The organism is Xenophilus azovorans DSM 13620, from assembly GCF_000745855.1.
Taxonomy (GTDB): Bacteria; Pseudomonadota; Gammaproteobacteria; order Burkholderiales; family Burkholderiaceae_C; genus Xenophilus; species Xenophilus azovorans.
Genome location: NZ_JQKD01000039.1, coordinates 34,270 through 58,607, shown reverse-complemented (window position 1 = coordinate 58,607; position 24,338 = coordinate 34,270). Strand labels below are relative to the sequence as shown.

Annotated in this window: 24 protein-coding genes; 15 read left to right on the top strand and 9 right to left on the bottom strand. The window is 70.3% G+C overall.

From position 1 onward, the window contains the following. Positions 1-250 (bottom strand): helix-turn-helix domain-containing protein (locus Q392_RS32070; protein ID WP_157008083.1); only part of this gene is annotated, 250 nt, incomplete at its 3' end. A 221-nt stretch (positions 251-471) separates the two neighbouring features. Between Q392_RS32070 and Q392_RS34070 the strand changes: the two genes are divergently transcribed. The 4 genes from Q392_RS34070 (at position 472) to Q392_RS19575 (ending at position 4,985) form a co-directional block, all read left to right on the top strand. Further along, positions 472-600 carry a hypothetical protein gene (locus Q392_RS34070; RefSeq protein ID WP_281173434.1) on the top strand — a complete coding sequence of 43 codons (129 nt, stop codon included), beginning with the start codon at positions 472-474 and terminating at the stop codon, positions 598-600. Between the two features lie 107 nt (positions 601-707). After that, positions 708-1,160: a helix-turn-helix domain-containing protein gene (locus Q392_RS19585; protein WP_038211320.1), complete on the top strand. Its 453-nt coding sequence runs from the start codon at positions 708-710 to the stop codon at positions 1,158-1,160. Positions 1,161-1,249: 89 nt separating this feature from the next. Then, a complete protein-coding gene (locus Q392_RS19580; protein WP_038211315.1) occupies positions 1,250-2,539 on the top strand; it encodes an O-acetylhomoserine aminocarboxypropyltransferase/cysteine synthase family protein in 1,290 nt (429 codons plus the stop codon). 241 nt (positions 2,540-2,780) lie between these two features. Beyond that, on the top strand, positions 2,781-4,985 hold the full coding sequence (locus Q392_RS19575) for a TonB-dependent siderophore receptor (protein ID WP_051953776.1): 2,205 nt from the start codon (positions 2,781-2,783) through the stop codon (positions 4,983-4,985). A 21-nt stretch (positions 4,986-5,006) separates the two neighbouring features. Here Q392_RS19575 and phhA read toward each other — a convergent pair whose 3' ends face one another. Then, positions 5,007-5,879, bottom strand: coding sequence for a phenylalanine 4-monooxygenase (phhA, locus tag Q392_RS19570; RefSeq protein WP_038211314.1), 873 nt, complete (start codon positions 5,877-5,879; stop codon positions 5,007-5,009). 22 nt (positions 5,880-5,901) lie between these two features. Next, on the bottom strand, positions 5,902-7,026 hold the full coding sequence (gene hppD / locus Q392_RS19565; RefSeq protein ID WP_038211294.1) for a 4-hydroxyphenylpyruvate dioxygenase: 1,125 nt from the start codon (positions 7,024-7,026) through the stop codon (positions 5,902-5,904). 138 nt (positions 7,027-7,164) lie between these two features. On the opposite strand from hppD, the gene Q392_RS19560 reads away from it, so the two are divergent. From Q392_RS19560 to Q392_RS19520, 9 genes are all read left to right on the top strand, one after another. Then, on the top strand, positions 7,165-7,638 hold the full coding sequence (locus Q392_RS19560; RefSeq protein ID WP_038211293.1) for an Lrp/AsnC family transcriptional regulator: 474 nt from the start codon (positions 7,165-7,167) through the stop codon (positions 7,636-7,638). Positions 7,639-7,772: 134 nt separating this feature from the next. Then, positions 7,773-8,507 carry a GNAT family N-acetyltransferase gene (locus Q392_RS19555; protein WP_038211290.1) on the top strand — a complete coding sequence of 245 codons (735 nt, stop codon included), beginning with the start codon at positions 7,773-7,775 and terminating at the stop codon, positions 8,505-8,507. 78 nt (positions 8,508-8,585) lie between these two features. Further along, entirely contained in the window at positions 8,586-9,467 is an 882-nt protein-coding gene (locus Q392_RS19550; protein WP_038211288.1) for a CorC family transporter, read from the top strand. Continuing rightward, positions 9,464-11,038: an apolipoprotein N-acyltransferase gene (lnt, locus tag Q392_RS19545; protein WP_038211279.1), complete on the top strand. Its 1,575-nt coding sequence runs from the start codon at positions 9,464-9,466 to the stop codon at positions 11,036-11,038. Before Q392_RS19550 ends, lnt begins: the two co-directional genes overlap by 4 nt. 231 nt (positions 11,039-11,269) lie before the next feature. Beyond that, the gene (gene glyQ, locus Q392_RS19540) at positions 11,270-12,184 is read left to right on the top strand and encodes a glycine--tRNA ligase subunit alpha (RefSeq protein ID WP_038211277.1); all 915 of its coding nucleotides are present in this window, start codon (positions 11,270-11,272) and stop codon (positions 12,182-12,184) included. 1 nt (position 12,185) lies between these two features. Further along, positions 12,186-14,312, top strand: coding sequence for a glycine--tRNA ligase subunit beta (glyS, locus tag Q392_RS19535; RefSeq protein ID WP_038211275.1), 2,127 nt, complete (start codon positions 12,186-12,188; stop codon positions 14,310-14,312). Positions 14,313-14,336: 24 nt separating this feature from the next. Next, the gene (gene gmhB / locus Q392_RS19530; protein ID WP_038211274.1) at positions 14,337-14,930 is read left to right on the top strand and encodes a D-glycero-beta-D-manno-heptose 1,7-bisphosphate 7-phosphatase; all 594 of its coding nucleotides are present in this window, start codon (positions 14,337-14,339) and stop codon (positions 14,928-14,930) included. After that, positions 14,930-15,673 carry a lysophospholipid acyltransferase family protein gene (locus Q392_RS19525; RefSeq protein ID WP_038211273.1) on the top strand — a complete coding sequence of 248 codons (744 nt, stop codon included), beginning with the start codon at positions 14,930-14,932 and terminating at the stop codon, positions 15,671-15,673. The genes gmhB and Q392_RS19525 overlap by 1 nt, the downstream gene beginning before the upstream one ends. Before the next feature lie 10 nt (positions 15,674-15,683). After that, the gene (locus Q392_RS19520; protein ID WP_038211272.1) at positions 15,684-16,595 is read left to right on the top strand and encodes a M48 family metallopeptidase; all 912 of its coding nucleotides are present in this window, start codon (positions 15,684-15,686) and stop codon (positions 16,593-16,595) included. A 36-nt stretch (positions 16,596-16,631) separates the two neighbouring features. Here the strand turns inward: Q392_RS19520 and Q392_RS19515 are convergent, their stop codons facing one another. Both Q392_RS19515 and Q392_RS19510 read right to left on the bottom strand, forming a co-directional pair. Further along, complete coding sequence (locus tag Q392_RS19515) at positions 16,632-18,149, bottom strand: tripartite tricarboxylate transporter permease (protein ID WP_038211271.1); 1,518 nt, start codon at positions 18,147-18,149, stop codon at positions 16,632-16,634. Positions 18,150-18,164: 15 nt separating this feature from the next. After that, positions 18,165-18,653: a tripartite tricarboxylate transporter TctB family protein gene (locus Q392_RS19510; RefSeq protein ID WP_038211269.1), complete on the bottom strand. Its 489-nt coding sequence runs from the start codon at positions 18,651-18,653 to the stop codon at positions 18,165-18,167. Between the two features lie 321 nt (positions 18,654-18,974). On the opposite strand from Q392_RS19510, the gene Q392_RS19505 reads away from it, so the two are divergent. After that, positions 18,975-19,967 (top strand): Bug family tripartite tricarboxylate transporter substrate binding protein, encoded by a 993-nt coding sequence (locus Q392_RS19505; RefSeq protein WP_038211267.1) that lies wholly within the window; start codon positions 18,975-18,977, stop codon positions 19,965-19,967. Positions 19,968-20,062: 95 nt separating this feature from the next. Beyond that, positions 20,063-20,284 (top strand): HP1242/YdcH family protein, encoded by a 222-nt coding sequence (locus tag Q392_RS19500; protein WP_038211266.1) that lies wholly within the window; start codon positions 20,063-20,065, stop codon positions 20,282-20,284. Positions 20,285-20,549: 265 nt separating this feature from the next. Here the strand turns inward: Q392_RS19500 and Q392_RS19495 are convergent, their stop codons facing one another. Genes Q392_RS19495 through Q392_RS19480 form a run of 4 tightly spaced genes read right to left on the bottom strand, consistent with a single transcriptional unit; the run spans position 20,550 to position 24,338 of the window. Next, on the bottom strand, positions 20,550-20,780 hold the full coding sequence (locus tag Q392_RS19495; RefSeq protein WP_038211263.1) for a DUF3820 family protein: 231 nt from the start codon (positions 20,778-20,780) through the stop codon (positions 20,550-20,552). A 58-nt stretch (positions 20,781-20,838) separates the two neighbouring features. Continuing rightward, the gene (locus Q392_RS19490) at positions 20,839-21,816 is read right to left on the bottom strand and encodes a Bug family tripartite tricarboxylate transporter substrate binding protein (protein WP_038211262.1); all 978 of its coding nucleotides are present in this window, start codon (positions 21,814-21,816) and stop codon (positions 20,839-20,841) included. A 32-nt stretch (positions 21,817-21,848) separates the two neighbouring features. Then, positions 21,849-23,114: a DUF1254 domain-containing protein gene (locus tag Q392_RS19485; protein WP_038211341.1), complete on the bottom strand. Its 1,266-nt coding sequence runs from the start codon at positions 23,112-23,114 to the stop codon at positions 21,849-21,851. Between the two features lie 12 nt (positions 23,115-23,126). Beyond that, entirely contained in the window at positions 23,127-24,338 is a 1,212-nt protein-coding gene (locus tag Q392_RS19480; protein ID WP_051953774.1) for a CaiB/BaiF CoA transferase family protein, read from the bottom strand.

The window sequence follows — 24,338 nt, the reverse complement described above, 5'->3', positions numbered from 1 at the left end:
GCTTGAGGGTGCGCCGCTGCTTGCGAGACCTGGATGCTTCGCTCTTGAGCCAGGCCGAGAGCTTCTCGGCATAGGGGTCAAGCTTGCTCGGACTCACACGCTTGGCATAGCGCGGCTCGGCCGCCTCCGCGCGCAGATACTTCTTGATGGTATTGCGAGACAGGCCCGTGCGCCGGGCTATCTCGCGGATGGACAGTTGCTCGCGCAAGGCCCAACGTCTGATGACACTCAGTGTCGCCACGTCAATCACTCCTATTGCTCCTGCCACCAAAAGCAGCAGGTTAGGGTTCTTACGTGGGTCAGATTTGGATGGAAATTACCGGGCCAAGTGGGTCAGTTCTGGATGGAAATCAACAGCGGAGGAGGCGCGGAGTTCAATCCCTACGGCGGTGCGGGCGACGGCAATCCATGGGGCAGCAATCCCGCAGCGGCAGACAACCGTTGAGTCCGTCGCCAGCCTGAGCGCTGAGCATGGAGAACCTCGACGTCATGGTGCTGCGCCAGCTGCGCGACTGGCGCCTGGACGGGCGCCGGGCGATGCTGGCGACGGTGGTGGCCGGCTCTGCCTCCGGCAGATCAGCAGTGAAATCAACGCCCTAGGCGCTTCGGCTCCCGGGGCGTTTTCTTGCTCGTTCGTCTCGAACATGGCGCAGGCACTTGGCCGGGTCGTGCCGGCTTCTCCGGCAATCAAGCCAAAATGGCCCCCTATGGCCAACATCGCATCTGTTCTCAAATCCGAGATCGCGCGCGTGGCGCGCAAGGAAGTCCGCGCGGAGCTCGAGAGTCTCAAGCGGGCGAGCACGCAGCACCGCAGCGCGATCGCGCAGTTGCGGCGGGAGGTCGCCGATCTGCACAGGCAGCTCAAGCAGGCGCATCGGCAGGTGGCCAACGCCTCGCGCGCCTCGGCCGCCAGCGGTGGCGGCGGCGGCGCGACGGAGGGAACGCCGCGGCGCTTCAGCGCGGCGCGCCTGGCTGCGCACCGTGCCAAGCTGGGCCTGTCGGCGGCCGACTACGGCCGGCTGGTGGGCATGAGCGGCGCGACGATCTACCTCTGGGAACAAGGCAAGTCGCGGCCGAAGCCGGAGCAACTGCAGCGGCTGGTCGAGGCGCGTACGCTCGGCCGCCGCGCGGCGCTGGAGCAACTGGCGCAAGGCCGCTGAAGGCGGGCCGCTGCGCGGTGCGGGGCCGAGCCGCGTGGCGCGGGCCCCGTTCTTCTCTTTCCGATAGCTAGAAAGTGAAAGGCTTTCCCATGTCCGAGAACTGGAAATTCGAAACCCGGTCGGTGCACGCCGGCTACTCGCCCGAGCCGACCACCAAGGCCGTCGTGCCGCCGATCTACCAGACGGTGGCCTATGCCTTCGACAGCGCGCAGCACGGCGCCGACCTGTTCGACCTGAAGGTGCCGGGCAACATCTACACGCGCATCATGAACCCCACGCAGGACGTGCTGGAGCAGCGCGTGGCTGCGCTGGAGGGCGGCATCGCCGCGCTGGCGCTGGCCTCGGGGCAGATGGCGATCACCTATGCCATCCAGACCATCACGGAGGCGGGCGACAACATCGTCAGCAGCACGGCGCTGTACGGCGGCACCTACAACCTGTTCGCGCACACGCTGCCGCAGTTCGGCATCCACGTGCGCTTCGCCGACCACCGCGACCCGGCCAGCTTCGGCAAGCTGATCGACGAGCGCACCAAGGCGGTGTTCGTCGAGTCGCTGGGCAACCCGGCCGGCAACATCACGGACATCGCCGCCATCGCCGCCATCGCGCACCAGCACGGCGTGCCGCTGATCGTGGACAACACGGTGCCCTCGCCCTACCTCCTGCGCCCCATCGAGCACGGCGCCGACATCGTCGTGCACTCGCTCACCAAGTACCTGGGCGGCCACGGCACCAGCGTGGGCGGTGCCATCGTCGACTCGGGCAAGTTCCCCTGGGCCCAGCACAAGGAGCGCTTCCGCCGCCTCAACGAGCCCGACGTGAGCTACCACGGCGTGGTCTACACCGAGGCGCTGGGCCCGGCGGCCTACATCGGCCGCGCCCGCGTGGTGCCGCTGCGCAACACGGGCGGCGCGATCTCGCCCTTCAACGCCTTCCTGATCCTGCAGGGCATCGAGACGCTGGCGCTGCGCATGGACCGCATCTGCGACAACACGCTGCGCGTGGCCCGCCATCTGAAGGCCCACCCGGCGGTGCGGTGGGTCAACTACGCCGGCCTGGAAGACCACCCGGACCATGCACTGGCGAAGAAGTACATGGGCGGCCGCGCGAGCGGGCTGCTGACCTTCGGCATCGGTGGCGGCCGGGCGGAGGGGGCGAAGTTCCTCGACGCGCTGCAGCTCTTCACCCGGCTGGTCAACATCGGCGACGTGCGCTCGCTGGCCACGCATCCGGCCTCCACCACGCACCGCCAGCTCTCGCCCGAGGAACTGGCCAAGGCCGGCGTGAGCGAGGAGACGGTGCGCCTGTGCGTCGGCATCGAGCACATCGACGACCTGCTGGCCGACCTGGACCAGGCGCTGGCCGCGGCCGGCCGCTGAGCGTGCCGCAGGCCACCGCCATGCCGCCTTCGCCGGCGCGCGGGTAGATCGCATCGCCACGGCGGCCGCCGGCCGCCTGGCCCGGAAGAGATCCGTTGTCCCATGGCAGCGGATCTCTTTTTTTGTTTCTTTTCAAATAAAAATCACTATCATTTACAATTAGTTCACATGGCCGCTCTTTCTGCCTTGCAGAGGGGGCGGCCTTCCGTTTCCACATCCACCACACCGCAGAACAGCCGCAATGAAGAAGAGGGTCCACACACTGCCGCACGCCGCGGCGCCTGCCGCGCTGAAGGCGCTGGCCGCCGGCATCGCGATGGCCATCCCCGCCCTGGCGATGGCCCAGGCCGCCGCCGCCACCGACACCCTGCCTGCCGTCCAGGTGGAGGCCGCCGGGCAGAGCGAGACCACCGAGGGCACGGGCTCGTACACCACGCCCGGCCCGTCGCGCACGGCCACGCCGCTGGGCCTGAGCCTGCGCGAGACGCCGCAGTCCGTGTCGGTGGTGACGCAGCAGCGCATCGAGGACCAGGGCATGCAGACCATCTCGGACGTGGTGCGCAACACCACGGGCGTGTACCTCAACCAGTACGAGACCAGCCGCGGGCAGTTCACGGCGCGTGGCTTCAACATCAACAACCTGCTGATCGACGGCGTGCCGACCACCTGGGAGCAGCCGTGGAGTTCGGGCGAGATCTTCACCAGCCTGGCCATGTACGACCGCGTCGAGGTGGTGCGCGGCGCCACCGGCCTGACCACCGGCGCGGGCGATCCGTCGGCGGCCATCAACCTGGTGCGCAAGCGCGCCAGCAGCAAGGTCTTCACCGGCAACGTGGAGCTGGGCGTCGGCTCCTGGAACGAGCGCCGCGGCCTGTTCGACCTCAGCACGCCGCTCAACCAGGCCGGCACGGTGCGCGCGCGGGTGGTCGGCGAATACGCCAAGGCCGACAGCTACATCGATCGGCTGAGCAAGGAGAACGGCACCTTCCTGGCCGCCTTCGAGGCGGACATCGGCCCGCGCACGCTGCTGACGGCCGGCGTCAGCCGGCAGAAGACCGACTCGAACGGGCCGATGTGGGGCGGCCTGCCGGTCTGGTACGCCGAGGGCGTCTTCGCCAACTGGGACCGCTCCAAGTCCACCACTGCCAGCTGGACGCGCTGGAACACGGCCTACAACACCTACTTCCTCTCGCTGGAGCACCGCTTCGCCAACGACTGGAAGCTCAAGCTCAGCTACAACCACGGCGACCGCAAGGCCGACTCGTACCTGTCCTACGCCTCGGGCTATCCCAGCCTGCTCACGGGCGAAGGCATGTTCGCCTTCCCGGCCTCCTACGACGTGCGCACGCGCCAGCACGACTTCAGCGTGCAGGGCAGCGGCGGCTTCCGCCTGTTCGGCCGCGAGCACGAGGCAGCCTTCGGCTATGCGAGTTCCACGCAGAAGTTCAACGCCTACAGCCGCTCGGCGCTGACCAACTCCTTCGTGGCGCTCGGCAACTTCAACCTGCTGGGTGCCGACTACCCCGAGCCCGTCTGGAGCGGCCTGTCGTACTACGGCAAGAGCTACACGCGGCAGGAGGCGGTGTACGGCGCGGCACGCCTGAGCCTGGCCGATCCGCTCAAGCTGATCCTCGGCGCACGCGTGACCAACTACCAGCGGCGCGGCGACGATGTCTACAGCAACCCCTACCGGCTGAAATACGGCAGCGAGGTCACGCCCTATGCCGGCCTGGTGTTCGACGTCAGCAAGGAACTGTCGGTCTACGCCAGCTACACCGACATCTTCCAGCCGCAGAACGCGCGCGACATCAACGGCACCTACATCGAGCCGATCAAGGGCAAGAGCACGGAGGTCGGCGTCAAGGGCGAGTTCTTCGACGGCCGCCTGAACGCCTCGGCCGCGGTGTTCCGCATCAAGCAGCAAAACCTGGCGGTCGAGACGGGCGAGACCATCCCCGGCCTTGGCGGCCTGCCCGAGGCGGTCTACCGCGCCTCCAACGGCGCCACCAGCAAGGGCTTCGAGCTGGAGGTGTCAGGCGAACTGGCGCGCGGCTGGAACCTCAATGCCGGCTACACGCAGTTCAGTCTCAAGGACGCGGACCGCCAGGACGTGAACACGATCTATCCGCGCAAGACGCTGCGGCTGTTCACGACCTACCGCCTGTCGGGTGCGCTGAGCGGCCTGACCCTGGGCGGCGGCGTGAGCTGGCAGAGCAGCACCTACGGGAACGCCGCCAATCCGCTCGGGCTGACCCAGCGTGTGGACCAGGGCGCCTTCGCCCTGGTCAACCTGATGGCGCGCTACGACTTCAACGACCGCCTGTCCGCCCAGCTCAACATCGAGAACGCGACGGACAAGAAGCACTACGACACGTTCCAGGCCTACGGCCAGCTCACCTACATGGAGCCGCGCCGGGCCAGCCTGACGATGAAGTACCGGTTCTGATCGCGCGCGGCGGCCAGGGCCTCAGCCCAGCCCCAGGCTGCGCTCGCCGGGCAGCAGCGCGCCGGCCTCGATGTCCGGCTCGGACTTCAGCCGCTCGTACAGCGGCGCGAAGTCCGGCGCCGTCATGTCGAACAGCTGGTCGAAGCTGTCGATGACGAAGTAGGTGCTCTGGTAGCTGTCGATCTTGTAGCGCGAGCGCATGGTGCGCACCAGGTCCAGCGGCAGGCGGTGCGGCTGCGGGCTGCGCACCGCATGCTGCAGCTCGCCGACCGAGCTGAGGATGCCGGCGCCGTAGGCGCGCAGGCCCTGCGGCTGGCGGATCAGGCCGAACTCCACCGTGTACCAGTACAGGCGCGCCAGCTTCTCGCCGGCGCCCAGGTGGTGGGCCTTGATGCCGCCCTCGCCGTAGCGCTGCACGTAGTCGGCGAAGGTCGGGTCGAACAGCATCGGCACGTGGCCGAACAAGTCGTGGAACACGTCGGGCTCGACGATGTAGTCGAACTCCTCGGGCCGGCGGATCCAGTCGGTGACGGGGAACCTGCGGTTCGCCAGCAACTGGAAGAAGGGCAGCTCGGGGATCAGCCCGGGCACGGCCACGATCTCCCAGCCCGTCGCCTGCCGCAGCCGCGCGTTGATGTCCTCGAAGCGCGGGATGCGGTCCTTGACGCCGAGCGAGGGCAGCGCCGCGATGAAGGCGTCGCAGGCCAGCCCCGGCAGTTGCGCCGCCTGGCGCTCGTACAGGCGCCGGTAGGTGTCGTGGTCGGCGTCCGTGTAGCTCGCGTAGTCCTGCGGGCAGGTGTAGTCCGCCTGCACCTGGCCGCCGCGGGCGTAGTCGCCGCGCGGCGGGCGCTCCGATTCGCCGTAGACGGCCGGGGTCGGGCTGCCGGTGTTCATGGTGATGGCCGGGCCGCCCGCCTCACTTGGCGGCGCTGAGCACGCCGCGGCGCATCTGGTCCAGCTCGATGCTCTCGAACAGCGCCTTGAAGTTGCCGTTGCCGAAGCCGTCGTCGCCCTTGCGCTGGATGAACTCGAAGAAGATCGGCCCGAGCTGGTTCTCGCTGAAGATCTGCAGCAGCAGCGCGTCCTTCTTGCCGTCGATCAGGATCTTGCGCTTGTGCAGCTCCTCCACGCTTTCGCCGTGGCCGGGGATGCGCTTGTCGACCAGTTCGTAGTAGGTGTCGATGGTGTCCAGCAGCGTGACGCCGTTCTCGCGCAGCTTGTCGACCGTCCTGTAGAGGTCGTCAGAGCCCATCGCGATGTGCTGGATGCCTTCGCCGTGGTACATGTCCAGGTACTCCTGGATCTGGCCGGGCTGCTCCTTGCCTTCCTCGTTGATCGGGATGCGGATCTTGCCGCAGGGGCTGGTCATCGCCTTGCTCTTCACGCCGGTGACCTGGCCCTCGATGTCGAAGTACTTGATCTCGCGGAAGTTGAACAGGCGCTCGTAGAAGTCGGCCCACTCGTTCATGCGGCCGCGGTGCACGTTGTGCGTCAGGTGGTCGATGTAGGTCAGGCCGTTGCCCTCGGGCGCCAGCGCCTCCTCGGCCGTCAGGCCCGGCAGCGCCTCGAAGTCCACGTCGTAGAAGCCGATGTTGCCGATGTCGCCCGGCTTGGCGCCGTTCTTGCCGCGCCAGCGGTCCACCAGGTAGATCAGGCTGTCGCCGATGCCCTTGATGGCGGGGATGTTCAGCTCGCCCGGGCCGGCCTTGTCGGCGAAGCCCCAGGCACCCAGCGACACGGCGCGCTCGTAGGCGGCCTTGGCGTCCTGCACGCGGAAGGCGATGGCGCACACGCTGGGCCCGTGCTGGCGCGCGAAGCGCTGGGCGAAGGAGTCCGGCTCGGCGTTGACGATGAAGTTGATCGTGCCCTGACGGTAGAGCAGCACGTTCTTGTGGCGGTGCTTCGCGACGGCGCGGAAGCCCATGCGCTCGAACACCTTGCCCATGGCGGCCGGGTCGGGGGCGGCGTATTCGATGAACTCGAAGCCGTCGGTGCCCATGGGGTTGTCCCAGGGCTGGAAGGCGGGGGTGGTGTCGCTCATGGGGCTGTCTCCTGCGTCGCGCGGATGGAAGGGATGAAAAAGGGGATGGCAGGACTGTAGGGGCGCTGGGGATCAGTTTTTCTGCGTTTTCAAGCCTGTTTTCGAGGTTGAAAGCAGAAAAAGTGCAAAATCCATCGAATGGATGCACTTGACAAGCAGGATCGCCTCATTCTGCGCATGCTTCAGGCGGACGGCCGTGCCACCTACGAGCAACTGGCCGAGCAGGTCAGCCTGTCGCCCAGCGCCGTGCTGCGGCGGGTGCGGCGGCTGGAGGAAAGCCGCGTCATCGACCGCTACGTGGCGCTGGTCAAGCCCGAAGCCGTCGGCCTGGGCCTGACGGCCTACCTGAACGTGCGGCTGGAAAAGCACACCGAAACCCACAAGCGCAACCCCATGGACCTGTTCCGCGCCAGCGTACAGACCTGGCCCGAAGTCGTCGAATGCGCTGCCCTCACCGGCGAAATGGACTATCTGCTGCGTGTCGTGGTGGCCGACATGGCGCACTACAGCCGCTTCATCATGGACACCCTGCTCAAGCACCCCAGCGTGCAGGACTGCAAGACCAGCTTCGTGCTCGACCGGGTCAAGGCCACCACCGCGGTGCCCGTCTGAGCCTCGCCGCGAGGGTTGCGCAGGCGCCACGGCCCATGGTGTTTCGGCCCGCAAGCCGGTAAAAGCACGCACTGCGGTGACATATCGATGGCACTTCGGCTTGTAGGTTAAGGGAAAACCCTTATATTCCCCCCATGCTTTCTGCACGGACCTTCCTGAGCACGGCGCTGGGCGTCGGCGGCTTCCTGCGCCCGCCGGTGGTGGCGGCGCAGCCCGCCGCCGCACCGGCACGCGCGCCGGCGCCGGTGCTCGTGCCGATCCGCTCGATCGGGCCGCGCGAGCGCGGCCGCATCCGCCAGCACCTGCTGGGCCTGTCCGAGCGCGACCGCTACCTGCGCTTCGGCTACGCCGCCTCGGACGAGCAGATCGAGCGCTACGTGAGCGGGCTGGACTTCGAGCGCGACGAGCTGTTCGGCATCTACAACCGCCGCCTGGACCTGATCGCCATGGCGCACCTGGCCTTCTCGCCCGACGAGGCGCACCGCGACTGCGCCGAGTTCGGCGTGTCGGTCTCCGAGCACGCGCGCGGGCGCGGCTTCGGCGCGCGGCTGTTCGAGCGCGCGGTGGTCTCGGCGCGCAACGAGGGCGTGAAGATGCTCTTCATCCACGCGCTGAGCGAGAACACCGCGATGCTGAAGATCGCGCGCAACGCGGGGGCCACCGTGGAGCGCAGCGGTTCCGAGTCCGAGGCCTTCCTCAAGCTGCCGGAGGCCACCTTCGACAGCCGCATGAACGAGATCGCGCTGGACCACTTCGCCGAGGTGGACTACCAGCTCAAGACGCGCGCCAAGCAGTTCTGGTCCTTCCTGGCCGGCCTGCAGGAAGTGCGCAGCGGCGTGCGCGCCGCGCGCGACCAGTCCTCGCCCTGAGGCGCGGGCAGCGGGCGCGGTGGCGGCGGCCGCCGGCCATCCGGTATCCTTGTCCTTCCGCAACTATCGCCCCCCGCAGTGGCAGACCCCCACCCTGAGCGCGCGCCCGGACCGGTCCGGGAGGACAAGCGCAGCTTCCTGCAGAAACTCGTCGAGTTCATCAACCCCGGTCCCGATTCCCGCGACGAGCTGATCGAAACCCTGGCCGATGCCGAGGACAACGAGGTCATCGGCGCCGAGTCCCGCGTCATGCTCGAAGGCGTGCTGCGCATGGCCGACATGACGGCCGGCGACGTGATGGTGGCGGCGCCGCGCATGGACCTGATCGACATCGACTCGCCCTACGACGAGCTGCTGCACCTGGTCATCGACACCGCGCACTCGCGCTTCCCGGTGTACGAAGGCGACAAGGAAAACATCATCGGCATCCTGCTGGCGAAGGACCTGCTCAAGCTGCAGCGTTCGCCGGAGCTGAACATCCGCGCGCTGCTGCGCCCGGCCGCCTTCATCCCCGAGAGCAAGGGCCTGAACGACCTGCTGCGCGAGTTCCGCGGCAACCGCAACCACCTGGCGATCGTGATCGACGAGTTCGGCCGCGTGGCGGGCCTGATCACCATCGAGGACGTGCTCGAGCAGATCGTCGGCGAGATCGAGGACGAGTTCGACGAGGAGGAGGACGAGGGCGACATCTTCGGCCTGGCCGACCACACCTACCGCGTCAGCGGCGACACGCCGCTGGAGCGCGTGGCCGAGGCCTTCGGCATCCGCTTCACCGAGGAGCAGGAGAGCGAGGACTTCGACACCATCGGCGGCCTGGTCGCGCACGAGATGGGCCACGTGCCCAAGCGCGGCGAGCGGCATGCGGTGGGCGGCTTCGACTTCGTCGTGATGCACACCCGCGGCGGCGCGGTGCGCTGGTTCAAGGTGTCGCCGGCGCGCGGCGACGACGCCGCGGATTGAGGACGGCCGCGCTGCGCACGCTGGGCTTCCTCGTCGCCGGCCTGCTGCAGGCCGCATCCATCGCCTGGCCCGTCGGCGGTCGCCCGCTGTGGTGGCTGCAGCTGCTGTCGCTGGCGCTGCTGTGCGCGCTGCTCGATGCCGAACGCGCCGCCGGCGCCCGCTGGCGGCGCGCTGGCCTGTGCGGCTGGCTGTTCGGCACCGCCTGGCTGGCCGCCAGCTTCTGGTGGCTGTTCATCTCCATGCACACCTACGGCGGGCTGCCCGCGCCGCTGGCGGCGCTGGCGGTGCTCGCCCTGGCGGCGGCGCTGGCGTTGTATTACGCGGCGGCCTGCGCCGCCTACGTGGCCTGGGCACCGGCGCGGCCGGCCGGCGCGGTGCTGCTGTTCGCGGCGCTGTGGACGCTGGCGGAACTGCTGCGCGGCCACTGGTTCACCGGCTTCCCCTGGGGCGCGGGCGGCTATGCGCACGTCGAGGGGCCGCTGGCCGGCTATGCGCCCTGGGTGGGTGTGTACGGCATCGGCGCGCTGGCGGCGGCGCTGGCCGCCTGCCTGGGCCGGGTGATGCGCGTCGGGCGCCCCGCGCGCGCCGGTGCCGTCCTGGCGCCGGCGGCGGCGGTCGCCGTGCTGGCGCTGGCGCCGCTGGGGCTGCGTGTCCTGCACGACGACGGCGGCGCCTCGCAGTCGCGCGGGACGCTGGGCGTCGCGCTGCTGCAGGGCAACATCCCGCAGGACGAGAAGTTCGTGCCCGGCGCCGGCATCGGCGTCGCGCTGCGCTGGTACGCCGAGCAGCTGCACGCGTCGTCGGCGCCGCTGGTCGTCACGCCCGAGACCGCCATCCCGCTGCTGCCGCGCCAGCTGCCGGAGGGCTACTGGGCCGCGCTGGCCGCGCGCTTCGCCGGCAGCGGGCAGGCGGCGCTGGTGGGCCTGCCGCTGGTCGATGCGTCGGGCCGCTACGCCAACAGCGTGGTCGCGCTGCTGCCGCAGCCGCAGGGCGCCTACCGCTACGACAAGCACCACCTGGTGCCCTTCGGCGAGTTCATCCCGCCGGGCTTCGGCTGGTTCATCCGCATGATGAACATCCCGCTGGGCGACTTCCACCGCGGCGCGCTGCCGCAGGCGCCACTGGCCTGGCAGGGCCAGCGCATCGCGCTGAACATCTGCTACGAGGATCTCTTCGGCGAGGAGATCGGCGCCGGCTTCCGCGATGCCGCCGCGGCGCCCACGGTGCTGCTGAACGTGAGCAACATCGCCTGGTTCGGCGACACCGTGGCCATCGACCAGCACCTGGCCATCTCGCGCATGCGCGCGCTGGAGTTCCAGCGGCCGATGCTGCGCGCCACCAACACCGGCGCCACCGCCGTGATCGACCACCGCGGCGTGGTCACGCACCAGTTGCCGCGCCTGACGCGCGGCGTGCTGCAGGCGCAGGTGGAAGGGCGCGGCGGCATCACGCCCTACGCGTGGTGGGTGTCGCGCGCGGGCCTGGCGCCGCTGTGGGGTCTCGCGCTGCTGGGTGCGGCGGCCGGCGCTGCCGCGGCATGGCGCAGGCGCCGCGCGGCAGCGCGCTTGTAGGAGGCTGTCGGGCTTGGGCATGCCCCTGGCGGCGGCCCGAAGGGTTGAGCGACACTGCCCGCAGGCCGCGTTGCTCATGCTCGCTGCACATCATGCAGCTTGCGCTGGGCGTCTTGCCTGCGGGCTGTTTCGCTCAACGCAGGGCCATGCCCAAGCCCGACAGCCTCCTAGAATCCCCGGTTCGCCGCGAGCACCCTGCCGTGCCCGCCGGCCCCCTGCCTCGGGCCCATCATGCTGACCTTCCAACAGATCATCCTCACGCTGCAGTCCTACTGGGACGCCCAGGGCTGCGCGCTGCTCCAGCCCTACGACATGGAAGTGGGCGCGGGCACCAGCCACACCGCCACCTTCCTGCGCGCCATCGGCCCCGAGCCGTGGAAGGCCGCCTACGTGCAGCCCAGCCGCCGCCCCAAGGACGGCCGCTACGGCGAGAACCCCAACCGCCTGCAGCACTACTACCAGTACCAGGTGGTGCTCAAGCCGGCGCCCTCGAACATCCTGGAGCTGTACCTCGGCTCGCTGGAGGCGCTGGGCTTCGACCTGAAGAAGAACGACATCCGCTTCGTCGAGGACGACTGGGAGAACCCCACGCTGGGCGCCTGGGGCCTGGGCTGGGAGGTGTGGCTCAACGGCATGGAGGTGACGCAGTTCACCTACTTCCAGCAGGTCGGCGGCATCGACTGCCGACCCGCCACGGGCGAGATCACCTACGGCCTGGAGCGCCTGGCCATGTACCTGCAGGGCGTGGAGAACGTCTACGACCTGAAGTGGACGGAAGGCCTGAGCTATGGCGACGTCTACAAGCAGAACGAGGTGGAGCAGTCGGCCTACAACTTCGAGCACTCGGACGCGGACTTCCTCTTCACCGCCTTCAACGCGCACGAGAAGCAGGCCCGGCACCTGATGGAGGCGCAGCTGGCGCTGCCGGCCTACGAGCAGGTGCTCAAGGCCGCGCACAGCTTCAACCTGCTGGACGCCCGCGGCGCCATCAGCGTGACGGAGCGTGCCGCCTACATCGGCCGCATCCGCAACCTCGCGCGCAGCGTGGCGCAAAGCTACTACGACAGCCGCGAGCGCCTGGGCTTCCCGATGGCGCCGCGCGAATGGGTCGCGCAGATCCCCAAGAAAGAGAAAGCGGCAGCCTGAGATGACCCATCCGAATCTTCTCGTCGAACTCTTCGTCGAAGAACTGCCGCCCAAGGCGCTGAAGAAGCTGGGCCAGGCCTTCGGCGAGGTGCTGCTGACGCAACTGCGCGCCCAGGGGCTGGCCGATGCCGCCTCGCTGCTCACGTCCTACGCCTCGCCGCGGCGGCTGGCCGCGCACGTCACGCACGTCGCGCCGCGCGCGGCCGACAAGCCCGTGTCGCAGAAGCTGATGCCGGTGTCGGTGGGCCTGGACGCGGCGGGCAACGCCACGCCGGCCCTCGTCAAGAAGCTGGCCGCGCTGGGCGCCGACGCATCCGCCGCCGCCTCGCTCAAGCGTGCGCAGGACGGCAAGGCCGAGGCGCTGTTCTACGAGAGCGTGCTGCCCGGCGCCACGCTGGCCGACGGCCTGCAGAAGGCGCTGCTGGAGGCGATCGCGAAGCTGCCCATCCCCAAGGTGATGAGCTACCAGCTCGAAAGCGGCTGCGAGCTGCCCGGCTGGACGAGCGTGAGCTTCGTGCGCCCGGCGCACGGCCTGGTGGCCCTGCACGGCGGCGAGGTGGTGCCGGTGCAGGCGCTGGGCCTCGTCTCCGGGCGCGAGACGCACGGCCACCGCTTCGAGGCGGCCGCCGACCCGGTGGTGCTGAAGAACGCCGACAGCTATGCGCTTCAGTTGGAAGAGGAGGGCGCCGTCATCGCCGGCTTCGAGGCCCGCCGCGCCGAGATCGCGCGCCAGCTCGCGCTGGCGGCCGAGCAGGTCGGCGGCGGCGCCGAGCCGATCCAGGACGACGCGCTGCTGGACGAGGTGACGGCGCTGGTCGAGCGGCCCAACGTGCTGGTGTGCGGCTTCGAGGCCGAGTTCCTCGAAGTGCCGCAGGAGTGCCTCATCCTCACGATGAAGGCCAACCAGAAGTACTTCCCGCTGCTCGATGCGAAGGGCCGGCTGACGAACCGCTTCCTCGTCGTCAGCAACATCCGCCCGCAGGACGCCAGCGCCGTGACCGGCGGCAACGAGCGCGTGGTGCGCCCGCGCCTGGCCGACGCCAAGTTCTTCTTCGACCAGGACCGCCGGAAGACGCTGGCCTCGCGCGTGCCGCAGCTGGCCAAGGTGGTCTACCACAACAAGCTGGGCACGCAGGGCGAGCGGGTGGAGCGCGTGCGCGCCATCGCCACCGCCATCGCGGCCGAGATGGGCGGCGCGGACCTGATCGCCCAGGCCGACCAGGCCGCACTGCTGGCCAAGACCGACCTCGTGACCGACATGGTGGGCGAGTTCCCCGAACTGCAGGGCGTCATGGGCCGCTACTACGCGCTGCACGACGGCCTGCCGGCGCCGGTGGCCGACGCCATCGAGGACCACTACAAGCCCCGCTTCGCCGGCGACGAGCTGCCGCGCGGCCCGGTGGGCCTGGCGGTGGCGCTGGCCGACAAGCTGGAGACGCTGGTGGGCATGTTCGGCATCGGCAACCTGCCCACCGGCGACCGCGACCCCTTCGCGCTGCGCCGCCATGCGCTGGGCGTGGTGCGCATGCTGATCGAGCGCGACCTGCCGCTGCGGCTTTCCGCGCTGGTCGGCATCGCCGCGAAGGCGATGGGCCCGCTGCTCACGCAGGCCGATGCGCAGGGCCAGCTGCTCGACTTCGTCTACGACCGCCTGGCCGGCCTGCTGCGCGAGCAGGGCGCCAGCGCGCAGGAGGTGGATGCCGTGCTGGGCCCCCGCCCCGAGCGCCTGGCCGAGGTGCCCAAGCGCCTGGCGGCGGTGCGCGCCTTCGCGCAGTTGCCGGAGGCGCCTGCGCTGGCCGCGGCCAACAAGCGCATCGGCAACATCCTGAAGAAGTCGCCCGAGGCCGACGCGCACGTCACCACCGCGCTGCTGCGCGAGCCGGCCGAGCTGGCGCTGTACGAGGCCATGCGCAAGATCGTGCCCGACGCCGACGCGAAGTTCGATGCCGGCGACTACACCGCCTCGCTGCAGGCGCTGGCCGCGCTGCGCGCGCCGGTCGATGCCTTCTTCGACGGCGTGATGGTCAACGCCGAGGAGGCCGACCTGCGCCTGAACCGCCTGGGCCTGCTGGACTCGCTGCACCGCGCGATGAACCGCGTGGCGCTGCTGGAGCGGCTGGCTGGCTGAGCCCGCCGCGCCGATACTCGCACCATGCCCACCGCCCCGTTCAAGCTGGTCATCCTCGACCGCAACGGCAGCATCAACGTCCACCGCGACGACTTCGTCAAGAGCGAGACGGAGTGGACGCCGCTGCCCGGCGCGCTGGAGGCCATCGCCCGGCTCAACCAGGCCGGCTGGCACGTGGTGATCGCCTCCAACCAGTCGGGCCTGGGGCGGGGCCTGTTCGACGTGGCCTCGCTCAACGCCATGCACGCCAAGATGCACAAGATGCTGGCGGCCATGGGCGGGCGCATCGACGCCATCTTCTACTGCCCCCACAGCCCCGACGAGCACTGCGACTGCCGCAAGCCCAAGCCGGGCCTGTTCCACCAGATCGGCGAGCGCTACGGCATCGACCTGGCCGGCGTGCCCACGGCCGGTGATTCGCTGCGCGACCTGCTGGCCGGCGCCGCCGCCGGCTGCGAGCCGCACCTGCTGCTCACCGGCATGGGCGAGGCCTGCCGCGGCGTGCATCCGCTGCCGCCCGAGTACCCGCCCGGCACCGTGGTGCACGAGGATCTGGCCGCCTTCGCCCGCTGGCTGCTGGCGCGCGAGGAACGCGAAAGCCTGAAAGTCGCCGTCTGATGGCATTTCTTCGTTCCTTGCTGCATCTGCTTTGGATGCTGGTCACGGTGCTGCCCTGGGCCACGGTGCTGGTGCTGGCGTCCATCTTCGTGCGCGGCGCGCCGCTGTACTGGTTCGCCGTCGGCTGGCTGCGCGTGGCGCTGTGGGGCGGGCGCTGGATGCTGGGCATCCGCCATCGCGTGCAGGGCATGGAGCACCTGCCGCAGGACCGCCACGCCGGCTGCATCCTGCTGGTCAAGCACCAGTCGACCTACGAGACCTTCCTGCTGCCGACGCTGATGCCGCATCCGCTGGCCTACGTGTTCAAGCGCGAGCTGCTGCACATCCCCTTCTTCGGCTGGGCGCTCGGCCGGCTGGACATGGTGCACATCGACCGCAGCCAGCGCGCACAGGCCTTCCACAAGGTGGTGGCGCAGGGCAAGCGGCTGCTGGCGCAGGGGGTGTGGGTCATCATGTTCCCCGAGGGCACGCGCACGCAGCGCGGCCGGCAGGGCCAGTACAAGACGGGCGGCGCGCGCCTGGCGATCGAGACCGGGGTGCCGGTCATCCCCATCGCCGTCACCTCGGCCAAGTGCTGGCCGCGCAAGGCCTTCGTCAAGCGGCCGGGCGTGGTGGACGTGTCCATCGGCCCGGCCATCTCCAGCCAGGGGCGCAGGGCCGACGAGCTGATGGCCGAGGTGGAGCAGTGGATCGAGGCCGAGATGCGGCGCCTCGACCCCGAGGCGTATCGCGTCGCGGCCTGAAGGGCCTTCCATGCGGCCCCTGGTCCAACTGACGCTCGACCTGTTCGACGGGCTGCTCGCGGCGCCGCCGCCGCGGCCGGACAAGCCCAGGCCGGTGCCCGAAAGAACCCGCGCAGACGATGCCCTGCCCGGCGTGCCGCTCAACGACGCACTGGCGCCGGTGCGCTTCGCGCATCCGCGCGCCAGCCGCGAGGCGCGGCTGGGGCATGCGCTGGTGGCCTACGAGTTCGCGCGCGGCCGGCGCCGCACCATCGGCTTCGTGGTGGATGCAGACGGCCTGTCGGTGCGCGCGCCGCGCTGGGTGGCGCTGCGCGACGTGGACGCCGCGCTGCAGGAGAAGTCGGCCTGGATCCTGCGCAAGCTGGCCGAGTCGCAGCAGCGCGAGGCGCGCCAGGAGGCCACCCGCATCGACTGGCGCGACGGCGCCGTGCTGCCCTTCCTCGGCGCACCCGTGCACCTGCGCCTGGACCCGGCGCACGGCTTCGCCGCGGCCGGCGCGGTGCTCGATGCCGGCGAGGACGGCGCCGCCGGCCGCGTGCTGCGGCTGGCGCTGCCGCAGCAGGCCGGCGTGGCGCAGATCCGCGATGCGGCCCAGGCCTGGCTGATGCGCCAGGCGCGGCGCATCTTCGCCGAGCGGCTCGACCATTTCGCGCCGCTGCTGGGCGTGCGCTGGACGAAGCTGTCGCTGTCCAACGCCGCCACGCGCTGGGGCAGCGCCAGCGCCGACGGCTCCATCCGGCTGAACTGGCGGCTGGTGCACTACCGGCTGGACATCATCGACTACGTGGTGGTGCACGAGCTGGCCCACCTGCGGGTGATGGACCACAGCCCGCGCTTCTGGGACCAGGTGGAGCGCGTGCTGCCCGACTACGCGCAGCGGCGCCAGGTGCTCAAGGACGAGCCGGCGCCGCGCTGGGGGTAGGGTCAGCCGCCCCCGCCGTGGCGGGAGCGGGCTGCGTCATTCCTCGACGAACGCTTCCTCGCGCTTGGCGCTGACCGACGGCAGCAGCACGATGGCCAGCAGCGCCAGGGCGCCGATCAGCAGGCCCAGCGAGATCGGCCGCGTGACCAGCACGCTCCAGCTGCCGCGCGAGAGCAGCAGGGCGCGGCGCAGGTTCTCCTCCATCATCGGTCCGAGGATGAAGCCCAGCAGCAGCGGCGCCGGCTCCACGCGGAACTGGAGGAACACGTAGCCGACGAAGCCGAAGATGGCGACCATCCACACGTCGAAGGTGTTGTTGTTGGTGGTGTAGACGCCGATGGCGCAGAACAGCACGATGGCCGGGAACAGCAGCCGGTAGGGCACCTTCAGCAGCTTGATCCACATGCCGATCAGCGGCAGGTTCAGGATGATCAGCATCAGGTTGCCCAGCCACATCGAGGCGATCAGGCCCCAGAACAGCTCGGGGTTGCTGCTCATCACCTGCGGGCCGGGCTGGATGTTGTGGATGGTCATCGCGCCGACCATCAGCGCCATCACCGGGTTGGGCGGGATGCCCAGGGTGAGCAGCGGGATGAAGGAAGTCTGGGCGCCGGCGTTGTTGGCCGACTCGGGGCCGGCCACGCCGCGGATGTTGCCCTTGCCGAAGGGCAGCTCGCCCGGCGCCATCTTCAGCTTCTTCTCCAGCGCGTAGGACGCGAAGGACGACAGCAGTGCGCCGCCGCCCGGCAGGATGCCCAGCGAGGAGCCCAGCGCGGTACCGCGCAGCACGGCCGGGATCATCTTGCGGAAGTCGTCCCCCGTCGGCCACAGGCCCTTGACCTTGTTGGTGAAGATCTCGCGCTCGGTGTCCGGCTGCGACAGGTTGCCGATGATCTCGCCGTAGCCGAACACGCCCATCGAGATCGCGATGAAGCCGATGCCGTCGGTCAGCTCGGGGATGTCGAAGGAGAAGCGCGCCACGCCGGAATTGACGTCGGTGCCCACCAGGCCCAGCAGCAGGCCCAGCACCACCATCGCGATCGCCTTGAGCAGCGAGCCGGAGGCCAGCACCACGGCGCCGATCAGGCCCAGCACCATCAGGCTGAAGTATTCGGCGGGGCCGAACTTGAAGGCCAGCTCGGTCAGCGGCGGCGCGAAGGCGGCCAGGATGATGGTGCCCACGCAGCCGGCGAAGAAGGAGCCCAGGCCGGCGGCCGCCAGCGCTGGCCCCGCCCGTCCTCTTCGCGCCATCTGGTAGCCGTCGATGCCTGTCACCACCGAGGATGACTCGCCCGGCAGGTTGACCAGGATGGCGGTGGTGGAGCCGCCGTACTGCGCGCCGTAGTAGATGCCGGCGAGCATGATCAGGGCCGACACCGGCGGCAGCGCGTAGGTGGCCGGCAGCAGCATGGCGATGGTGGCCACCGGGCCGATGCCGGGCAGCACGCCGATCAGCGTGCCCAGGATGCAGCCGATCAGGCAATACAGCAGGTTGACCCACGAGACGGCGACGCCGAAGCCCGTGGCGAGGTTCTGGAAGAGATTGAAATCCATGGTCCGCTTTCTTCTTCAGCCGGAAATGAAGGTCGGCCAGACCTGGATCTGCAGCTTCAGCAGCAGGATGAAGGCCACGTAGCTGCCCACCGCCAGCACCACCGCCAGCAGCACCGAGTCGCGCAGCCGGAACTGGCTGCCCGCCATGCTCGCGACGATGGTCAGCGCGAAGATGGCGATGATCATTCCCATCGCCGGCAGCCCGATGCTGGGCAGCCCGCCCAGCAGCACGCCGAAGAGCAGGTTGGCGCCGAGCACGAAGCCGAGAGGCTTCCAGGCCCAGCGGGCGATCCGTCCGCCGTCGGGCGTTTCCACCACCAGCGACCGGAACACGATCGCCGCGCCCAGCAGCGCCAGCAGGATGCCGAGCATCAGCGGGAAGTAGCCGGGCCCCATGCGGGCCCCGTCGCCGATGGTGTAGTTCGTCGAGCCGATGGCGAACACGCCGCCGACCACCATGAACATCACACCCGAGAAAAAGTCAGCCTGGCTCTTGATCGCCATAAGTCTCCGCCTTGGTTGTCGAGGCGGCGAGGGTCGTGCGACGAGGCTGACCCGTGGCTGACCGGAAGCTACGGAATAGTGCGTACGATGGGTGAGGAAAATGGGCTTACGTTCAATGAGGATGGAGCTTGTTCGCTATTGAAAAAGTAGCGACCTTCGGCCAGCGGCGAGCCGGCCTTCTGCCCTCGGCAAGCCACCCCTCGCGAGCCGGAAAACCCTGCGCGCGGCCGCTTGGGCACACTGGCGCCCCCGGCGCCGCGACGACGGCCCGCCCACCACCGCCCGCGCCCCCCTGCGGAGACAGAGACACACGAGGACCCCATGCACAACGACATCCCACGCCGCGCCCTGCTGCGCGCCCTGCCGGCCCTGGCCCTGGGCGCCGCCGCCGGCCCCGCCCTCGCGCAGGCCGCCTGGCCCGCCAAGCCCATCCGCCTGATCGTGCCCTTCCCGCCCGGCGGCGGCACCGACATCCTCTCGCGCCTGATCGCCACCCAGCTCACCGAGGTGACGCGCTGGACGGTGGTGCCCGACAACCGCGGCGGCGCCGGCGGCACCATCGGCATCGCCGAGGCGGCGCGCGCCCAGCCCACGGGCTACGACATCGTCATGGGGCAGAAGGACAACATGGTCGTCGCCCCGTGGCTGTACAAGAAGCTCAGCTACGACCCGGTCAAGGACTTCGCCGCCGTCGCCCACGTGGCCTACACGCCGGTGGTCATCGTCACCCGCACCGAGTCGAAGTTCCAGTCGCTCAAGGACGTGGTCGAGGCCGCGCGCAAGGCGCCGGACGCCGTCACCTTCGGCTCGCCGGGCAACGGCACCACCATCCACCTGGCCGGCGAGATCTTCAAGAGCGCCGCGCAGGTGCAGATCCGCCACGTGCCCTACAAGGGCAGCAACGCGGCCATGATGGACGTGCTGGCCGGCAACGTGGACCTGATGGTGTCCTCGCTGCCCTCGGCCATCGGGCAGCTCAAGGCCGGCAAGCTGCGCCCGCTGGCCGTCACCTCCGCGCGGCGCAGCACCTCGCTGCCTGACGTGCCGACGGTGGCCGAGCTGGGCTACGGCAAGGACTTCGACGTCAGCACCTGGTACGGCCTGTTCGCGCCCGCCGGCACGCCGAAGGAGGTGGTGACCCGGCTCAACGCCGAGGTCAACAAGCTGCTGGCCCGCGCCGACGTGCAGGCCGCCATCCACGCGCAGGGCGCCGAGTTCCAGGCCATGACGCCGGCGCAGTTCGCCGACCTGCTCGCCGCCGACTACCTGAAGTGGAAGGACATCGTGAAGGCCTCGGGCGCCACCATCGAGTGAAGGGCCGGGCCGTGAGGCCCGGCGCCCGGGGGGCGCTACAGTGGGGTGGCGGCCGGGATGGGCCCGGCCGCGCCATCGAAGGAGGCTGTGCGCTCATGTTTCCCGAATACCGCGACCTGATCACCCGGCTCAAGGCCAGCGACCCGCACTTCCTGCGGCTGTTCGACAAGCACAACGACCTGGACCAGAAGATCAAGAACATGGAGTCCTTCGCCGAGCCCTCGACGCCCATGCAGATCGAGACGATGAAGAAGCAGAAGCTGGCGCTCAAGGACGAGCTGTATCAGATCCTGCGCAAGACCGACGGCGCGGCATGAAGTGAACACCCCCAGTCTTCGCGGACTTCGTTCCGCTTCGCCAACCCCCTCCAGGGGGCTGAGCCCGTACATGAAAGGTCCAGTGGACCTTTCATGACTGGCGAAGAGCCGAGCCACTGGCTCGGCGCGGCCTGCAAGGCCTCTCCAGCGGCCTAGCCAAGCCAGTTCCGCGGGTGTTCGCGCATGGCCTGCTCCGCGGCCTCCGGTGTCATGATGACGCGGCCGGTCCCGGTGTCGCGCAGTATCGCGACCCATTGACGCGGCGTTACGGCCGGCCGCTCCCGCGGTCCGGCCGCAGCGGCTGCAGCAGCGGCCGCAGCCCGTTGTGGTCGATCTCGTGCATCAGCGCGAGCAGCCGGCCGATCTCCCCTTTCGGAAATCCCTCGCGCGCGAACCAGGCCAGGTAGTTGCCCGGCAGGTCGGCGATCAGCGTGCCCTTGTGCTTGCCGAAGGGCATCGGGAGGGTGGTGAGGCGCTGGAGGTCGTCGGGGTTCATGGGGCTGCGCAGGGAGGGCGCAGCGAACGATAGCCGATGACGCCGCGGCGCCTCTTCCCTATTCCGCCGTGATGTTGGCCGCCTTGATGATCTGCGCCCACTTGCGCGTCTCGGCGGCGATGAAGGCGCTGAACTCGGCGGGCTGCCCGCCGCGCAGCTCCAGGCCCGCGGCCTCCGCCTTGCGGCGGACCTCGGGATCGGCCACGGCGGCGCGGATCTCGGCGTTCAGGCGCTCGGCGACGGCGGCGGGCGTGCCGGCCGGCGCGAGCATGCCGTACCAGCCGTAGCCGACGACGGTGGGCAGCCCCTGCTCGCGCAGCGTCGGCGCCTGCGGATAGAGCGGCGTGCGCGCCTCGTTGGCGACGCCCAGCACGCGCAGCTTGCCGGCCTGGATGTGCGGCACGGCGGTCGAGATCGCGGTCAGCGTGGCGTCGATGCGGCCTGCCAGCAGCTCGGTATAGGCCGCCGCGTCGCCGCGGTACTGGACGACGATGCCCGGCGTGCCGGAGCTGCGCAGCAGCAGTTCGGCCGTCAGGTGCGGCGCCGAGCCGGGCCCCGGGGAGCCGAAGGTCGCGCCCTTGGGGTCGGCCTTCGCGTGCTGGATGAATTCGGCCAGCGTCTTGTAGGGCGCCTCGGCGTTCACGACGAGGAACAGCGGCGCGATGGCGGTGCTGCCGATGGCGGTGAAGCTCTTGTGCACGTCGTAGGGCAGGTCCTTGTAGAGCGCCTCGCCGATGGCGATGGGCGCCGCGGCGTGCAGCAGCGTGTAGCCGTCCGCCGGCGCCTTGGCGACGTACTCGTTGGCGATGCGCGTGCCCGCGCCGGCCTTGTTCTCCACCACGACGCTCTGCCCGAGCCGGCGCGACAGGAAGTCGCCGAGCACGCGCGTCAGGATGTCGTTGGAGCCGCCGGCGCCGTAGGGCGAGACCAGGCGGATCGGCCGTGCGGGCCAGGCCTGGGCCCGGGCGGCAGCGGCCCACGGGAGCGCCAGCGCGGCGGCGGTGGCGGCGAGAAGGCGGCGGCGGTTCAGTGTCATGGTGTGTCTCCGTTCGATTTTGGGTGCGGGTGTCAGAGCGGCCGGATGGGCGGATAGGCGAAGCGCCGCTCCAGGTGGTCGGCATGGGGCTGGTAGAGCCGCAGCACGACGTAGAACGGCTCGCCCTGCGGGGCAGGCAGCCAGTTGAAGCCCGGCCCGGGGTCGTCGGCCTGCAGCCGGATCGCGAGGCTGCCGTCCGCGTCGTGGCGCAGACCCGGCGTGCGGTCGCCGATCGAGTAGCGGTGGATGGGGTTGGCGACGAAGAGGCAGTCGCTGCGCCGGTACATGGTGAGCGACCAGAAGGCGCCCACCTTCGGGCCCGCGCCCGGCGCGAAGCGCAGCTCGTAGCGCCGCGCGCCGTCGAGCGGCGCGCCATGGGCGTCCACCTCGGCGGTGGGGTACATCGCCTCGTCGATGCCGAGGGCGCCGATGAAGTTGCGGGCGATGCGGGCGCGCGTCAGGTGGTCGCCGCCCCAGTGGGTGCGCACCACCACCGGGATGGCCCAGCCGCCGCCCAGGTCGTGCGGCTGGCCGCCCGTGCGCAGCCGGTCGTAGACGGCGGGCAGCGCGCGGGCGAGGGCGTCGGGTGCGGGCGGCCAGGACAGCGGCTCCTCCGGCGGCGGCGGGTTGCGCTGCAGCGCCGTGTCGACGATCGAGCGGTAGGGCGCCGGCGACGGGACACGCGTGTCGCGGCCGTCGATCCAGGTGTCCACGCGCATCGCCGCGTCGCTGCCGTCCGGGCGCACGAGCCGCATCGCGGACTGCAGGCAGCGCACCTGCTGCGCATCGGGCCCGTCGTCGTCCACCAGGATGCGGCCGATGATCCACACGTCGTCGCCCGGCGCGGCGACGGTCCGCGTGATGCCGTCGGGGACCGTGCCGTGCCAGGCGGGACTGTGCACCAGCGTGCGCTGGGCGCGGCTGCCGGTCGTCCGGCGGCCCACGTAGGCGAAGGGGTTGGTCCAGGCGTCCAGCAGGCCCAGCGTCCAGTAGCGCTCGCCCATGTCGGGCGTGTCGATCACGACCGGCCCCTCGGACAGGTCCAGCCAGGCGTTGCTGTAGACGGTGTCGTTGTTCGGGCTGACGACCTCGCGGTCCTCGGGGCCGAGCCGGCGGTGCGTGTGGGTGAACTGGTTGACCCAGCGCAGCGTCGCGCCGCGGTCCTGAGAGGCGAAGCCCAGGACGGGATGGCGGCGCGCGGTGGTGGCCGCGCGCATGCGCATCATCTCGAAGAGCGGCAGGGTCTGGATCACCGCCTGCTCGGCGGCGGTCGGGCTGGAGGGCGTCTCGGCAGGCATGCTGGCTTCCATTCAGGTCACGGCGCCGGCGCGGCGCAGTGCGGCGATCTCGTCCTCGCCGTAGCCGGCCTCGGCCAGCACGCGGGCGGTGTCGGCGCCGCAGGCGGGCGCCGCGGGCGGCGTGGCGCGCGGCGATTCGCCCAGGCGGTAGGGCAGGGCCAGCGCCTGGTAGCGGCTGCCGTCGGCGGCCACCGCGTCGACCAGCATGCCGCTGGCCTGCACGTCGGGGCTGTGCAGCGCCTGCCGGTAGCTGCGCACGGCGCCCGCGACGATCTGGTGGCGGCCGAGCAGGGCCACGCATTCGTCGCTCGTGAGCGCCGAGAGGCATTCGCGCAGCACCGCCCGCAGCGCGTCGCGGTGCTGCACGCGCAGGGCGTTGGTGCGAAAGCGCGCGTCCGTCGCCAGCGCCTCGCGCCCCATCACGCGGCAGAAGCGGGCCCAGTGCTCGTCCGCGTAGGCCGACAGCACGATGTGGCCATCGCGCGTCGGCACCACCTCGGCGGCGGGCGCGTTGTGCGGCTGTCCGTCGCCGATGCGCGTGGGCTCCGGCGCGCCGCCCAGGTAGTCGCACCAGGTGGTGGCCTGCAGGTGCATCGCCACCTCCAGCAGCGAGGTGTGCAGCGTCTCGCCGATACCGGTCTTCTCGCGGCCGTAGAGCGCGGCCAGCACCGCCTGCGCGCCCAGGTGCGCCGCGGCCGCGTCGATGACCGGCGCGCCCACCTTCTGCGGCAGGCGGTCGGGTTCGCCGGTGACCGACATCAGGCCGCTCTCCGCTTGCGCCGCGATGTCGTAGCCGGGGCGCTCGCGCGAGGGGCCGCGGTCGCCGAAGCCCGAGATCGACAGGTAGACCACCCGCGGGAAGCGCCCGCGCACGGCGGCGGGGCCCAGCCCCAGCGATTCCACCGCGCCGGGGCGCAGGTTCTGGATGACGACGTCGCTGTGCGCGATCAGGCGCCAGGCGATCTCGCGGCCGGCCTCGCTCTTGAGGTCCAGCGCGATGGATTGCTTGCCGCGGCTGTAGGCCCGCAGCATCGACTCGCCGTAGCGGCCGATGTGCCGCGCCTGGTCGCCGCCCGGGGGCTCGATCTTGACCACGCTGGCGCCGAGTTCCGCCAGCACCATGGCGGCGCCCGGGCCGGCGATGTACTGGCCCAGGTCGATGACGCGCACGCCCTTCAGCGGCGCGGCGGGCCGGGGCGTCTCCTGCTGTTGTTCCGTATCCAT

Coding starts and splice junctions, on each gene's coding strand:
- Q392_RS34070 (WP_281173434.1), top strand. CDS start 472: ATGGAGAACCTCGACGTCATGGTGCTGCGCCAGCTGCGCGACTGGCGC.
- Q392_RS19585 (WP_038211320.1), top strand. CDS start 708: ATGGCCAACATCGCATCTGTTCTCAAATCCGAGATCGCGCGCGTGGCG.
- Q392_RS19580 (WP_038211315.1), top strand. CDS start 1,250: ATGTCCGAGAACTGGAAATTCGAAACCCGGTCGGTGCACGCCGGCTAC.
- Q392_RS19575 (WP_051953776.1), top strand. CDS start 2,781: ATGAAGAAGAGGGTCCACACACTGCCGCACGCCGCGGCGCCTGCCGCG.
- phhA (WP_038211314.1), bottom strand. CDS start 5,879: ATGAACACCGGCAGCCCGACCCCGGCCGTCTACGGCGAATCGGAGCGC.
- hppD (WP_038211294.1), bottom strand. CDS start 7,026: ATGAGCGACACCACCCCCGCCTTCCAGCCCTGGGACAACCCCATGGGC.
- Q392_RS19560 (WP_038211293.1), top strand. CDS start 7,165: ATGGATGCACTTGACAAGCAGGATCGCCTCATTCTGCGCATGCTTCAG.
- Q392_RS19555 (WP_038211290.1), top strand. CDS start 7,773: ATGCTTTCTGCACGGACCTTCCTGAGCACGGCGCTGGGCGTCGGCGGC.
- glyQ (WP_038211277.1), top strand. CDS start 11,270: ATGCTGACCTTCCAACAGATCATCCTCACGCTGCAGTCCTACTGGGAC.
- glyS (WP_038211275.1), top strand. CDS start 12,186: ATGACCCATCCGAATCTTCTCGTCGAACTCTTCGTCGAAGAACTGCCG.
- gmhB (WP_038211274.1), top strand. CDS start 14,337: ATGCCCACCGCCCCGTTCAAGCTGGTCATCCTCGACCGCAACGGCAGC.
- Q392_RS19525 (WP_038211273.1), top strand. CDS start 14,930: ATGGCATTTCTTCGTTCCTTGCTGCATCTGCTTTGGATGCTGGTCACG.
- Q392_RS19520 (WP_038211272.1), top strand. CDS start 15,684: ATGCGGCCCCTGGTCCAACTGACGCTCGACCTGTTCGACGGGCTGCTC.
- Q392_RS19515 (WP_038211271.1), bottom strand. CDS start 18,149: ATGGATTTCAATCTCTTCCAGAACCTCGCCACGGGCTTCGGCGTCGCC.
- Q392_RS19510 (WP_038211269.1), bottom strand. CDS start 18,653: ATGGCGATCAAGAGCCAGGCTGACTTTTTCTCGGGTGTGATGTTCATG.
- Q392_RS19505 (WP_038211267.1), top strand. CDS start 18,975: ATGCACAACGACATCCCACGCCGCGCCCTGCTGCGCGCCCTGCCGGCC.
- Q392_RS19500 (WP_038211266.1), top strand. CDS start 20,063: ATGTTTCCCGAATACCGCGACCTGATCACCCGGCTCAAGGCCAGCGAC.
- Q392_RS19495 (WP_038211263.1), bottom strand. CDS start 20,780: ATGAACCCCGACGACCTCCAGCGCCTCACCACCCTCCCGATGCCCTTC.
- Q392_RS19490 (WP_038211262.1), bottom strand. CDS start 21,816: ATGACACTGAACCGCCGCCGCCTTCTCGCCGCCACCGCCGCCGCGCTG.
- Q392_RS19485 (WP_038211341.1), bottom strand. CDS start 23,114: ATGCCTGCCGAGACGCCCTCCAGCCCGACCGCCGCCGAGCAGGCGGTG.
- Q392_RS19480 (WP_051953774.1), bottom strand. CDS start 24,338: ATGGATACGGAACAACAGCAGGAGACGCCCCGGCCCGCCGCGCCGCTG.